This is a genomic window from Mesorhizobium sp. KACC 23794, assembly GCF_052180275.1.
Taxonomy (GTDB): domain Bacteria; phylum Pseudomonadota; class Alphaproteobacteria; order Rhizobiales; family Rhizobiaceae; genus Kumtagia.
The window spans coordinates 2,054,096-2,068,422 of sequence record NZ_CP197465.1 but is presented as its reverse complement, the minus strand read 5'-3'; the positions used below and the strand labels follow the sequence as shown (position 1 = coordinate 2,068,422).

Annotated in this window: 6 protein-coding genes; all 6 read right to left on the bottom strand. The window is 67.2% G+C overall.

Going from position 1 to position 14,327, the window contains the following annotated elements:
* Nucleotides 1-52: 52 nt before the first annotated feature.
* The 6 genes from ACSBOB_RS10185 to ACSBOB_RS10160 all read right to left on the bottom strand — a co-directional run bounded on the left by ACSBOB_RS10185 (nucleotide 53) and on the right by ACSBOB_RS10160 (nucleotide 14,204).
* Nucleotides 53-1,750, bottom strand: a complete 1,698-nt coding sequence (locus tag ACSBOB_RS10185) for a hypothetical protein (RefSeq protein WP_442582281.1) — start codon at nucleotides 1,748-1,750, stop codon at nucleotides 53-55.
* A 256-nt stretch (nucleotides 1,751-2,006) separates the two neighbouring features.
* Entirely contained in the window at nucleotides 2,007-8,663 is a 6,657-nt protein-coding gene (locus ACSBOB_RS10180; protein WP_442582280.1) for an autotransporter outer membrane beta-barrel domain-containing protein, read from the bottom strand.
* Between the two features lie 501 nt (nucleotides 8,664-9,164).
* Nucleotides 9,165-10,307 carry a tetratricopeptide repeat protein gene (locus tag ACSBOB_RS10175; protein WP_442582279.1) on the bottom strand — a complete coding sequence of 381 codons (1,143 nt, stop codon included), beginning with the start codon at nucleotides 10,305-10,307 and terminating at the stop codon, nucleotides 9,165-9,167.
* A gap of 88 nt (nucleotides 10,308-10,395) precedes the next feature.
* Complete coding sequence (locus tag ACSBOB_RS10170; RefSeq protein ID WP_442582278.1) at nucleotides 10,396-10,689, bottom strand: hypothetical protein; 294 nt, start codon at nucleotides 10,687-10,689, stop codon at nucleotides 10,396-10,398.
* Nucleotides 10,690-10,815: 126 nt separating this feature from the next.
* Nucleotides 10,816-11,505, bottom strand: coding sequence for a response regulator transcription factor (locus tag ACSBOB_RS10165; RefSeq protein WP_442582277.1), 690 nt, complete (start codon nucleotides 11,503-11,505; stop codon nucleotides 10,816-10,818).
* Nucleotides 11,502-14,204, bottom strand: a complete 2,703-nt coding sequence (locus tag ACSBOB_RS10160) for a DUF4118 domain-containing protein (RefSeq protein ID WP_442582276.1) — start codon at nucleotides 14,202-14,204, stop codon at nucleotides 11,502-11,504. Before ACSBOB_RS10160 ends, ACSBOB_RS10165 begins: the two co-directional genes overlap by 4 nt.
* Nucleotides 14,205-14,327 lie beyond the last annotated feature (123 nt).

Here is a 14,327-nt window from a genome sequence, read left to right as displayed (position 1 = left end):
GGAGCGCCCGCCTCTCATACCAGCGGACGGTCAATGCCAAAGGCCGTTGATATCAGAATGTCTGGGCGACGGTTGTCGCACCCAGCGGCCCAAAGCCATAATCATCGTCGTCGAAATAGGTAATATCGAAGGTTCGCGCGGGGCCCGGGCCGGCGGTGGCGTTGGCCTGCGTCACTTCGATCACGATATCGCCACGCGGGCGCCCCGGTGTGCGATTTGCCAGCCCATTGTCACCGGCGACACGTGACTTGTTCGGAGCGTAGGGCGGATAGACTGGTGGCGGGGTTGGCGCCCCGGGCGGCGGAAAGATCTGGGTTTTGCCGAATGACGACGGGATGTATCCCCTCAGGTCTTCGCAGTTCGTCAGGTAGAAATTCGCTATGTTGCCGTTGTTGTGCAGCCGACTGACTGCCGCGGGGCCTGGATGGGTGACCCCGTTGAAGATACCGCCGCCGACGGAAATGATCGCGACCGGCGCGGCGAGCGAATTTATGAACGGCGTCGAGGTCGAACTGTCGGCGCCGTGATGCCCACATTTGAACGCTGAGAACGAAGCCGGCGCGGCAAACGCCGCGCCGCCCTGCGGATCCGGCAATGTCTGCGCCATCACCGTCACGCCGAGCGCATCCTCGCCCGCGGTCGGCAGGTCGCCGCCGGTGTAGAAGTAAAAATGGTCAAAGCGGAAGACGAGCCCGATGCTGAGGCCGTTTCCGTCGTTGCCGCCGGGGATCGGCGCCTGCGCGGCCGGCACCTCCCAGATCCAGCCGCCTGCGGCCACAACAAAGGCGGCAGGCGCGCCCGCCGGCGCGAGCGCTCCCCCGCCGCCGCCGAGCGTGTCCCAGAGAACTTCGTCGGTCAGTTGGGCCTGGCCGAGCGCGCGATTTCCATGCGCGGCGGTAGGCACCGTTATGGCGCCGCCGCCGCCGATGAAGGTAGCCGTGGCGTTGACGGCGTTGACATAGTCGGCGGGAATGTTCGGCGTCCAGCCGACATCGACAAGGGCAGCGTTGCGATAGATGCCGTTGGTCACAAAGTTTGCGTTGGGCGGGATGCCCGTGCGCATCGCCGTAAAGGCTGACCCGGTCGCTCCCGCGCTGCGTGGCCCGAGTGTGGTCGGCACCGGCAGTGTCCCGGCGAGCACCGCAGCCGCGGCCGCGGTGCTGTTGCGCCTTGTCGTGCCCTGGACGATAATCGGATTGAAGGCGCCCAGCGTGATCGCCTTCCGGTTGATGCCGTACCGGAATGCCCAGCGCGCGACCTGATCGTTGCTTTTCGCGAGGGGTATGGCGACGGCGTGGGTATCGGCACCGGCGAGGTCGGCGATGTTGGCGCGCATCGGTCCGCCTGGCGCATCGTAGGCGCCGAGGGCCGCAGCAATGGCGGCGGCCGCGGACGCGGCGATTACTTCCTGTCCCACGCGCCCCGCCGCGATCGCCGCGAGTGCCGCCCGCGCCGCCGCGGCGCCGACGATCTGGGCCGCGGCCTCGAAGATATCGGCTTCGAGCAGTGCGATGATACCGCCCGAATGGTCGTCGTCGTAATGCGTAGTCAAGATGACGTCGACATGCGCAAGGCCGTGGAGCGCAAGGCGCCCGGCAACGAAGTTGTGCACGGTCGCGGCATAGCCCGACTCGCCGCCGTCTATAAGCATGGTCCGGCTGGCTCCGCCGGGAGCTGTATCGCGGGCAATGATCAGGGAACTTTCGCCCTGGCCGACGTCTATGGTCGAGATATCGAGAATCCAGGGCAACGGCGTCTCCCGTCGAGCAAGGGGACTATGGGAAGGCTGCCGCTTCGACTTCGTCCTCGCCCCGTTTCGGGCGCGGGGAGGACGATGCGGGACCGCGAAACACCTTCCCTTACGTCAACCGAACAATAGCGCAAAACCCATCTTCGAGTCGCGTCCAAAATGCAGCCGGATCGCAGGAAGATCGCATGGGTTGCGTGCCTTAGCGCCCTTCGATCCTGGTTTATTCCACACCCCGGCCAGCCACCGGGGCACCGTCTCAGAACGGCACGTTGAGGCGCAGCATGCCGGAGTTGCTGGCGGTGTCGCCAGAGAACGCGCCTGCATATTGCAGTTCGACATCCATGCCGCCGACCTTGCTGAGATGCAGCCCCGCGCCGACCTTGAACATCGTCTGATCGATCGGCAGCGACGCCTCGAACATGCCGACGCCCGCCGGCGCGCCGGCAAGCCTTGCATCCGCCGTCCAGTCGTCCGCCGTCGAGAAGCTGGCGCCGACATAGGCGTAGGGCCGCAGCATGTAGCTGTCGCCCAGGGGCATGCTGCCGCCGATCTCGATCATCGGCGAGGCGACGAAGGCGAACTGGTCGCTTTCGTCGACCTGCAGGCCGGCCACGCCGCCGCCGCTTTCGGTATAGCCGGACATGCGGGCATAGACGGCGTCGAGGTCGAGATACGGCTTCACGTAATAGTCGGCGCCGGCAAAGGTGCGGGCGACGCGGAAGCGCAGCGCGCCGCCATAGACGTCGGGCGAGCTTTCGGCGTCGGGGAAGCCGGCTATGCCGGTGCGCCGGCGCATGTCGAAATTGCCGTAGCTGCCGCTGATGACACCGGCGAACAGCCAGGGGCCGACCTCGCGCTTCAGTGCCGCCCCGAGGAAACCGGCGTCGCCGGAGCCGCTGACCAGTCCGTCGTCGCCGTCTATGCGGCTATGCTCGTAGGCGCCGGCGAGACCGAGGAACCAGCCGGGCGCCAGATCAACCTGCGTGCCCATGCGGTAGCTGATCGTGTCGTCGCTGTAGCCCGACGAGCCGTTCTGGTCGAAGCGGCCGCCGCTGATGTCGGCCCAGACGCAGCTTGTCTCGCCGAGCATCAGGTCGCCGGCGGAGGTTTTCGGGCAACTCATCAGCGAATCGTTGAAGCCGATGATCGTCTGCTGAAAGCGGGCGGCCGGCGCGAGGCTGACGCCGGGCAGCAGCCCGGCCAGCATCGTCTTGTAGGCATCCGCGCCCTCGCCGGCGCCGTCATAGAGGTCGGCGAACAGGCCGCCGAAATCGTCATTGCCGTCGGCCTCCCAGATGTCCTGGAGATGCTCGGCAATCGCGTCGGTGCGTTTGTCGAGGCCGACGCGGTCGAAGTCGGCCGAGGCCGAAAGGCGATAATCCTGCCCGGCCCTGGCAATATCGAAGTCGAAGGCGAGGTTGTCGGCGGTCTCCAACTCGCCCGTCGCAGCACCTTCGACGGTAAGGAAGACGAGATCTTTCCCCGGCAGCAGGCTTGTCGCATCGATGTCCAGCGTGCCGCCGAGCGCCGCATCGCCGCGCACCACTAAACGGTCCGATTTGCCGGACGCCATATCGAGATCGAGTTGAAGCGATCCCCCCGTCGACTGGGCAAAATCGCCGGTGATCTCGGTGCTGTCGATCTTGCCGCCATGTCCGACGATGAGGGTCCCGCCATTGACGACGTTCGCCTCGTAGAGCGAGGCCCCGACCAGCGTGCCGGCGGTGGCGGGCGCGGCAGCGACGGCCGACGCGGCTGTAGCGGAAGCCGCGGCCGGATTGATCGTGCCAGAATTGTTGATGGTGCCGGCGTTGTTGCCATCCGTGTTGTTCAGCAGCATGTTGCCGGTGATGGTCCCGGAGTTGTTGACGGTCAGCAGGCTGCCGTAGGAAGTCGAAGCATCGCCGTCAAAACGGATTGCGGTGCCGGAGGCCGCCGAGACGCTGCCGCCTGTGCTCACCGTCACCACGTTGTTCTTGCCGGCCGCGATCCAGATGCCGGCGCCGAGGTCGCCGCTGCCGCCGGCAACCGCGCCATTGACATTCACGGTCACCGCTTGCTGGTCTATTGTGCCCTGGCTCTGCGCGAAAATGCCGACCGAGCCCGCGCCGGTCGCATCGATCGTACCGGTCTGGCTTACGGTCACCGTGCTGCCCGTCCCGTCAGCGTTTGACGACGTGTTGCCGGCGAAGCCGCCCGACTGGTCGCCGCCGAAGCCGCCGCCGCCGCCGATCGATTGCGCCAGGATGCCGAAGGCGTTGGCGCCGCTGGTGGTGATGTTGGCGTCGACCGAGACGTCGACCAGGTTACCGTTGCCGCTATTCCCGCCGGGCGCATTCATGATCGGCGACGTCGACAGAATGCCGCCCGAAGCATCGCCGCCGATGCCGCCGCCGCCGCCGATGGACTGCGCGACGATCGCATGGGCGCCGGCGCCCCGCGTGTTCAGGGAACTGCCGGCGGCAATGTCCACCGACACCGAACTGCCGTTGCCGGAGACACCTCCCTGGCCGCCAAGCACCACGCTGGCGAGATTGTCGGCCGACCCTGCGCCGCCGATGCCGCCGCCGCCGCCGATCGACTGGGCAAGGATGCCATAGGCCCGGTCGCCATAAGTATTCATGGCGGTGCCGGTGCTCAGGCCGATGGTGCCGCCGTCGCCCGATACGCCGCCCTGGCCGCCGACGACCACGGCGATGTCATAGCTGTCGACTTCCGCCTGCCCGCTGCTGTTGCCGGCGCCGCCGATGCCACCGCCGCCGCCGATCGACTGGGCGAGAATACCGATCGAATCGTCCCCCTTGGTCTGCGCCGTGAGCCAGCTTGCGGACTTGACATTGATCGTGCCGCCGTCGCCGGCCGTGCCTCCCGTGCCGCCGGCCGAGCCGCCAACGGTGATGGTGCCGCTGGACTTGTCGGATCCGTCGCCCCCGGTACCGCCGCCGCCGCCGATCGACTGGAGGACGACGGCGTTTGCCGAGTAGCCGGCGGTGTTGATATGATTGTCGTCATCCCCGTCAAAATTTACGTCGATTTCCCCGCCGTCGCCGCCGGATCCGCCCTTACCGCCGACGCTGACGGCTATGGTGGCGGTGACCTTGCTGCCGGATGCGCTGGAGGAGCCGCCGGCGCCACCGCCGCCGCCGATCGACTGGGCCACGATGCCGTCGGCCCAGTCGCCGCTGGTGTCGATCTGGCCGATGTGATCGAGATTGATCGCGCCGCCATGGCCGCCGCTGCCGCCATGGCCGCCGACATCGACGGTCAAGGTGTAGGCGCCGCCATCGCCGAGCCGGTTCTTGTTGTCCTCGAAGAGGCCGATGCGGTCGAGGATCGCGTGCGACGAGGCGTCGGCTCCCAGCGATCCGCCGAGCCCGCCGCCGCCGCCGATCGCCTGAAGAAGCACGCCGTCGGCATCGCCGCCCGTGGTCACAATCGTTCCGGCCGTGGTCGCGGTCACGCCGCCGCTGTCACCGCCCGAACCGCCGGTCATGCCGACGCCGACGGTGAGCCGCCCGTCATATCCTTCAACGCCGCCCGCCAGATACAGCGTGCCGCCCTGCGACGTACCGCCGCCACCGCCGATCGACTGCGCGACGATGCCGCGCGAGCCTGAGCCGTAGGTCTCGATCGCGTGGCCGCGGTTCTGGGTGACGGTGACAAGACTGCTCCCGCCGCCCGGCCCGCCAACCCCGCCGAGCCCGATCGACGCCTTGATGCTGACGACGCCGCCCTGCGAATAGACGTTGCTGGCGCCGATGCCGGCATTGCCGCCGCCGCCGCCGATCGACTGCGCCACCACGCCGTTGGCGTAGTCGCCATAGGTGCGGATGGTGGAAGGCGGCGCTTCCAGCGAGGGCGGGGAACTCACCGCCGTGCCGTCGGGATCGCCGAGCGTGACGTTGACCACGCCGGCCCAGCCGCCGTTCGAGCTGGAAAAATCGTAGCCCGGCAGCAGATTGCCGACACCGCCGCCCAGCGAGACGCCAGCGGTCAGTTCGACCGTGTCCTTGTCGCCGAGCGTGGTCGAGAGCACGGAGGAATCGCCACCGTTGCCGCCGCCGCCACCGATCGCCTGGGCCACCACCGCATGGGAGCCGTCGCCCAGCGTGGTGACGGACGTGCCGTCCGTCAGCGACACCGATACCGCGCACGGCGTGGAGAGATAGCAACCGCCGCCGCCATTGCCGCCATTGCCGCCGACGGCCGCCTGGTAGTTGAAGGCCACAGGCACGCCGGTGCCGGTCGGTGCCGCGACAACGAAATCCTTGGCGCTGGTGCTGCCGCCGTTGCCGCCACCGCCGCCGATGGACTGCGCCAGGATGCCGAAGGAATCGTTGGGAGCGAAGGTCGCGGGGTCGCTGCCGTCCGGCGCTCCGGTGATGATCGTCGAATTGGCGAGATCTATCGTCGCGTTACCGCTGAAGCCGCCGCTGCCGCCGCCGCCGCCGACGATCACCGCGGCATTGAAGCCGATGGTGGCGTCGAAGTAGGAGGCATCGCCGCCATTGCCGCCGCCGCCGCCGATCGCCTGCGCCAGCACCCCGATGGCATGGGCGCCGCTGGTGGCGAGCGTCAGGTCGTTCTGGCGTATGGTCACGTCGTTGCCGAACCCTCCACCGCCGCCGTTGCCGCCGACCTGCAGCGCCAGGAACGAGGCCAGGCTGTAATTCTGGACGCTGCCGCCATTGCCGCCGCCGCCGCCCACCGATTGCGCGATCATGCCAGCGGCGTAGTCCCCATGCGTGACGACCGTCGCGGGGGCGCCGGCCGGTCCGCTGGTGTCGCTGCAACTGGTCCCGGTGTTGTCGATGCACACGCCGCCGCCAGCGCCACCGCCGGCGGCGCTGCCGCCCACGCCGATCGAGGCGATGGTGGAAATCGTCAGGACGTCGCCGCCATTGCCGCCGCCACCGCCCACCGACTGGGCGAGAACGCCGTAAGCAAAATCCCCGGCGGTTTCGATGGCGCCGAGATCGGTAATCTTGACGGTCGAGCCGTCGCCCCCGGCAGAACCTTTGCCGCCAACACCGGCGATGCCGTCGCTGTCGCCGCCGGTGCCGCCGCCGCCGCCGATCGACTGCGCCAGCAGGCCGATCGCCGCGTCGCCCGAAGTCAGGATGGTGCCGATGTTGGATGCGACGATCTCGCCGCCGTTCGATGTGGTGGTACCGGCGGCGTCGCCGCCGACGCTCATCAGGCCGCTGGCCGATCCCGCAGCACCACCGCCGCCGCCGATCGACTGGACGACGATGCCGTGGGCGCTGTAGCCGTCGGTGGTGATGTCGCCGCTGTTGCGGACAATCGCCTCGCCGGCCGTGCCGCCGCCGGCGCCGTCGCCGCCGAGCGCGACCACGCCGCCGGTTTCGACGCCGCCGGTGCCGCCGCTGCCGGCGATCGACTGGGCCAGCACGCCATAGGCATGATCTCCGGAGGTCGTGATGGTGCCGGCGCTGGTTATGGTCGCGGTCCCGGCGTTGCCGCCATTGCCGCCATTGCCGGCCTGGCCGCCGAGCACGCTGGTGAAGTCGCCCCCCGTGCCGCCACCTCCGCCGACCGAATGCGCGACAATGCCGGCGGAATAGTCGCCGGTCGTGGTGATGAAGGTGCCGGCGTCGGTGGTAACCGTCACCGCGCCGCCATTGCCGCCGAAACCGCCGCCGCCGCCCGTACCGGCCAATGCCGTGTCATCGCTGCCATCACCGCCCTGGCCGCCCAGGCTCTGGGTCAGGATGCCATAGAGATTGTTGCCGTTGGTCGTGATGCTGCCGTTCGGGCCCTGCAACGTGACCGTGGCCGAGCCGCCGGATCCGCCATTGCCGCCGGAATGATCATCGGGAGGACCGTCTCCTCCCTTTTCGCCCACGCTCCTAGCCGCGATGGCCGCGCCGCCGCCCGTAAAATCGCCGCTGACATCCAGCAGGATGCCGCCGGTCGCCGTGACTGTCACCGTCGAGGCGCTCCCGCCCTGGCCGCCGTCATCGCTGTTGTCGATGGAAGCCGTGCCGATGCCGCCGATGCTGCGCGCGTGGATTCCAAAAATATCGCCGCCGCCCTGCGTCGTGTTCCAGACGTTGTTGATCTGGCCATAATGCTGGACGGTCACCGAAGCGCCGCTGCCGGCGCCGCCATTGTGGACGCCGCCGGCGCCGCCGCCCGAATCGGCGTAGATGCCGGCGCCCGAGGCATTGCCCGTCATGCGGCTCGACGTGCTGCCGATGTTGATCGTGCCCGAGTTGGTGACGGTGACGGAGCCCGACGACCCGCCATCTCCGCCGACCTGATCGCCAAGGCCCGAAGCAGAATTGTTCTGCTCGCCGCCGGTGCCGCCGCCGCTCACCGCGTTGATGCCATACATGCCGCTGCTCAGGGGCGAAACCGTTCCGTCGATGGTCAACGTGCCGTAGTTAATGACGTTTATCGTATTGCCCGCGCCACCGTTGCCGCCATCCGAATCGTTGTTGTCATTGTCGGAATCGCCATTGCCGCCCCAGGAGTAGGCGGAGATCATGCTGCCGAGGTAGCCGGAATTCCCCGTGCCGCTGACGGTGATGCTGTTGTGGCTGACGACCGACACGCTGCCGCCGTAACCCGCGTTGCCCTCGTCGACCCCGTCGCCACCGCGGCTGTAGGTCATGATGACGCCGCCGACAGCGTCTCCTGGCAGGCTGTAAGGAGGAACGCCGGCACTGGTCGCGTAGGTTCCCTCGGTGGTGACGTTTATGGTGTCTCCGCCTGCGCCGTCTTTCTCGCCGCTGCTGTCGGTGCCGGCGGCGCCATTGCAGATGGACCATGTATATCCATAGCTGCCCTCCCCAAGGTCCTGGCTTGCCGCGCCGCTGCAGCTTGCCTGCGCCTGGCTGGCCATGGCCGCGCCGCAAAGGCCGAGGGCCGATACGATCAGGACGTGCAAGGCATTGCGGCCGGTGAGTGTTGTGGCCTCGCCGTTCGCGGATGAACGGTTTTTTGCATCACCGGCTTCGTCTCGATGGCAGACACCAGAACCGTGTGCGCCCGAAAATGGCAACCATGCTGGGTGGACGACATCGCGAAGGATGTCCCGGAGCGCAGGCCTCCACGACGGACCCGCTCCGCGCAGGTCGATTTCCTTGGCCATGTCCGCCTCCCCGCCTCGAGTCCATGCGCACGGCAACGCCGCATATGCTATTACGTGTGCAACCTCGTGAAGATCACGCGCTACTCGATGAATCTGCCGATTCGGTCGATGAAACGATGCGGCTAGATGAACAATTCGATAACGGACGAGGCCGGAATTCAGGCGACATCGCCAACGCCTGGCGCGTCAAGGCGGGCGATTCGGCCAGCCGTGCGAAGCTTTCCGGCGACCAGCGCCACCCGAGGGGAGCGCTGTCATTCTCGTCCTCAGGCACAGGATCATTCAATTGCCGAAGCGCTACCGGGCGGGCGCGAGCCGGCTTCTTACACTTTCGAGCAGAGACTTGAAGTTCGGCCGATGAGGCTCGAACTCGACGGCGCGCTCAAGGCAGCGAACCGCCGCCCTCAAACTGTTCTTGCGCGCGTAGATCCGGCCGAGGCCATGATGGGACAGTCCGTACTCCGGCCAACGTGCCAGGATGGCCTTGTGAATGGCCACCGCGCTGCCGAGGTCGCCCGACTTTTCGAGGGCGGAGGCAAGAAGAAACCGCGCCTTGCGGAATTCCGGGTCGAGGGCAACCGCCCTGGCCAGCACCTCCAGCGCAGTCTTCACCTGCCGGCGCTGGAGCAGCGCCTTGCCGACAAGCATCGTGGCGTACTCCGATGCCGGGTAGAGTTCGACGGCCGTGTTGGCGATCCGCTCCATGTCTGCCCATCGCCGTTCCTTGTCGGCGCAATACGCCGCGTAGAGCACGTCCGGAAATCCCGACAGCAGCCCCTTACCTGCGTTGGGCAATTCCGGCATGGGCTGGTCGTTCAGGAACGCGTCGAAGACGGCATCCAGCAGTCCGTGATCGCTGAGATATGCGGGCGGGCCATGCGCGACGCCGCGCATCGTGGTCGTCTCGACCATCGGCAGATCGGCGATGTGGGCGGCGGCGGCAAGATCGACCGGCTCGCTCTCGCCGGCGTAGACGACGATGCGCCGACTGGCCTCTGCCGCGAGGGGCCGGAAATCCGTGAAGTCCGGGGTAAAATCCCGCACCATCAGCCGCTGGACGTTGCTCCACGGAAAGTTCAGGTGCGTTTCGAACCCCAGGCCCAGCACGCGCGCGCAGAGCGGTACGCCGTATAGCAGCGCCCCTGAGCCACCCATAGAGCCGCCGCATGTGTAGATGTCGGTCGCTCCCAGCGCATCGGCCCAGGCGCGGAAACCGGCGACCGTCTCCTCATAGGAGCCGCCGAGGCCGGGGACGCCTCGCATGTACCATTCGTTGCGGCCGTTGTTCACATGGATGACGTTTGCCGCGATACGCTGGCCCATGTTCCACCAGTGGAAGACGTGGTCCTCGACCCCGGTGCCGGAAAAGAAGATGACGAGTTTTTGGGAATCGCGAGGGATCACCCGGTAGCGGGGATGGTCGAGCGGCCCTGGTTGCATGCGACGAAAAGCCCGTTGAACGCTGCCTGCGCACATACCGCCTAACGCGCGGCGATGCCAGCGCGCGGCCTTTCAAGCGCCTCCGGTATCAGCCCCTCGGCAGGAACGCCCGCACCAGTTCTTCCCATTCGCCGTCAAGGGACTGGGTCGACGGCGGGGTTTTGGCGCGGCGATACCAGTATTCGGCATTCGACTGGTCGCCCTCCTTGCGGTGGAGGTAGGCGTGAACGCGGGTGCCCGGCTGGTCGTCATGTTCCTGGGCGTGCTCGTGCGCCTTGTGCCAGTCGCCCTTCGCATCCCACCATAGCGCCCGCAGGGCGGCGGTCAGACCATCCGGCGGCTCCGCTTTCGCGGTCGAATCCTTGAAGGTCAGAAAGTCCATGTCGCACCTCCCGGCTGCTGGATGGCGATCATAACGGTGCCGGGGGCGGGCCGATAGTCTGCGTGACTATTGTGCATCGCCCCAGGACGCTCCGATTGCCCCGGATCGGCTTCGAACCCACCGGCATCAATCGACGCGCAACCGGTAGCCGACGCCAGTCTCGGTGGTGATGTATTGCGGCTGGTCGGGCGTCTTCTCGATCTTCTGCCTGAGCTGCCGGACATAGACGCGCAGATATTGTACGTCGGTCGAGCCGCCCCACACATGCTCCAGCAGGAAGCGGTGCGTCAGCACTTTTCCCGCATGCTGAACCAGCACCCGCAATATGTCGTATTCCTTCGGCGACAATTTGATCTCGTTGCCGGCCACCTTGACGATGCGCTTGACCAGGTCGACGGAAAGCTCGCCTGTCTGGAACACCGGCCGCTCGCCATGCTGCTGGAGCTTGTGGCGCAAGGCGACGCGGATTCGCGCGATCAGTTCCTTCATGCCGAACGGTTTCGTCACATAGTCGTCGGCGCCGAGTTCCAATGCCCGGACAATGCCGGCCTCGTCGGTGCGGCTGGAGAGCACGACGATCGGCAGGTCCAGCATCTCCGCCCGCCATTTCTCCAGCAGCGCGTGGCCCGGCATGTCGGGCAGGCCGAGGTCGAGCAGGATCAGGTCGGGGTGCTCGTCGCGGGCAAGATCGGCCGCGTCGCGCGCATTGGCGGCTTCGATGACCGTATAGCCCTCGGTGCCGAACCCGACGCGCAGCAGTTTCCTGATCGGCGGTTCGTCGTCGACGACCAATATCTTGACGGTGGAACTGGTCATTTCAGCCCTTTAAGGGTTTGCGCCTCGGCCGGCACGGGCATCCTGATCGTGAACACGGCCCCCGTGCGGTCGCTCCTGTTGGCGGCGGAGATCGTTCCACCCATCGCCTCGACGAAACCCCGGCAGATCGACAGGCCGAGCCCGGTTCCGGCCCGCAATTGATCGGTTTTGCGGACGCGGTAGAACGTGTCGAACACCCGCTCCAGATCGTCGGGCGGGATGCCCGGTCCCTCGTCGGCGATCTGCAGCATCACCGATGCACCATCGGTCCAGCCCCGGATGCGGATCACCGACTCCGCCGGAGCGTATTTGGCGGCGTTGTCGACCAGGTTGAACAGCACCTGCTCGAACAGCACCGGGTCGAGCCTCAGCATCGGCAGGTCGGGCCGCAGGTCGACTTCGGTCCGGTGATGCGCCGTGATTTTTGCTGCCCGGCGCAGAGCGCTGCCGACGATGTCGCCGACATAGTGAAGCGCGCGGTTCGGCTCGATCGCGCCGGATTCAATCCTGGTCATGTCGAGCAGATTGGCGATGAAGCGGTTCAGCCGTTCCGATTCGTCTAGGACTGTCGAAAGCAGTTCCGCGCTATCCTTCTCGTCAAGCGACGGTGAAAACTCGCGCAGCGTGCCAGCCGCGCCCATGATCGCCGCGAGCGGCGTCTTCAGATCGTGCGAGATCGAGGTCAGAAGCGCCGAGCGCAATCGGTCGGCCTCTGCCGCGAGCCGCGCCCGGTCGACGTCCGCCACGAGCTGGACCCGCTCGATAGCTAGTGCGGCTTGGTCGGCCAGCGCATCGAACAGGCGCTGCTGCTCCGGCGTCAGCAGCGGGCCCTGCCTGTCGTTGTCGAGGCCGACGACGCCGATCGGGGTGCGGCCGGTCTTCAGGGGAAGGTAAAGCCGTTTTGCCCCCGGCAGCGTATCGGCGCCCCGCCCGGCGGGACGGTCATGCTCCCACGCCCAGCGCGCCGCCGCGATGTCGGCGTCGACCAGCGTGTCGTCGGGCGGATAGCCGGCCTTGACCGCGATGGTGCCGGCCTCGGGCAGCAGCAGAACCACCCTCACCTTCAGCATGGACGCGATCTGGAAGGCCGTAGCCCACAGCACATCGTCGAGCGTACCGGTTCCCGCCAGCTTCTTCGAGAACAGATAAAGGTCCTCTGTCATTCGGGCGCGAAGCCGGGCCGTCGCCGCCTGGCGCTGGACACGCGCCGTCAGGTTGCTGGCGACGACCGCCACGCAGAGGAAGAAGACGAAGGCGACGACGCTTTCAGGGTCGCCGATATCCAGCGTGTAGAGCGGGTCCAGGAAGAAGAAATTATAGGCCAGCGCCCCGACGACCGAAGCGAACAGCGCCGGCCACAGGCCCGCCGTGACCGCGGAAGTCAGCACCGCCATCAAGAAGACCAGCGCGATATTGCGGACGTCGAGCACCCGGTGCAGCAGCGCTCCGAAACCAATGGCGCCCGCCACATAGACGAGGCTGTGGATATAGGGCTCGATCTGGAACTGGCGCTCGTCGGCCAGTGCGATCCCCCGCCCGCCCGGCGCGTCCCGTTCGTTGCCGGAAATCACATGCACGCTGATGTCGCCGGCCTGGCGGATAAGATCGTGCGCGATCGACCCTTCGAACACTTCCCGCCAGCGCGGCTTGTTCGGCTTGCCGACGACGATGTGGGTGAAATTGTTGGCTTCCGCGTAGCGCACGATGTCGGCCGCGACATGCTGGCCGGGCAGCGTGACGGCCTCACCGCTCAACTGTTCGGCGAGGCGCAGCGTTTCCGCCAGCCTGTCCTTGTCGGCCTCGGACAGGCCCGCCGATCGCGACGTCTCGATATGCAGCGCCGTCCACGGTGCGCGCAGGCGATCCGCCTGCCGGCGCGCGTAACGTACGAGCGACGGGCCGCGCCGGTGTTCGTCGATGCAGACCAGAACCCGGTCCCCCGCCGCCCAGGGACCCTGGATGGCGTGCGTCTGCATGTGGCTGAGCAGTTGCTCGTCGACGCGCTGCGCGGTGCGCCGCAGCGCCAGTTCGCGCAGCGCCGTCAGATTGCCGGGCGAAAAATAGTTCTCAATCGCATGCTTGGCCGTCGTCGGCAGATAGACCTTGCCTTCGTTCAGCCGTCGGATCAGGTCACCCGGCGTCAGGTCGATCACCTCGACGTCGTCGGCCATGTCGATGATCGAGTCGGGCACGGTCTCGCGCACCCTGACCCGCGTGATCTGCGCCACCACGTCGTTCAGGCTCTCGACATGCTGGATGTTCAGCGTCGTGTAGACGTCGATGCCGCGCGACAGCAGTTCCTGAACGTCGAGATAACGTTTGGGATGGCGGCTGCCCGTGGCGTTGGTGTGCGCCAGTTCATCGACCAGCACGAGCGCCGGCCGGCGCGCCAGGATGGCGTCTATGTCCATCTCGTCGAGCGCATGGCCCTTGTGGTCGATCGTCTTGCGGGGGACGACCTCGAAACCTTCGACGAGCGCCCCGGTCTCCTTGCGGCCGTGCGTCTCGACGACGCCGATCACAACGTCGACGCCGTCGGCCTTGCGCGCCCGGCCGGACATCAGCATTTCGTAGGTCTTGCCGACGCCGGGCGCGGCGCCGAGGAAGATCTTCAGCCGGCCGCGCGCCTCGCGCTCGGCGTTTTCCAGCAGCGCATCCGGCGACGGTCTTGCCTCGCTATCGCGGCTGTCGTCAGGCATGAGAGGGCTCCGGCCCGGCGCCCGTGAGGAACGCCCCCTCCACCACGCTGCGCGTGGTCCCCCTCCCCCGCTTCGCAGGGGAGGATCCGAGGTCGCGGCCGGCCACAGGGCTGATCCTCCCCC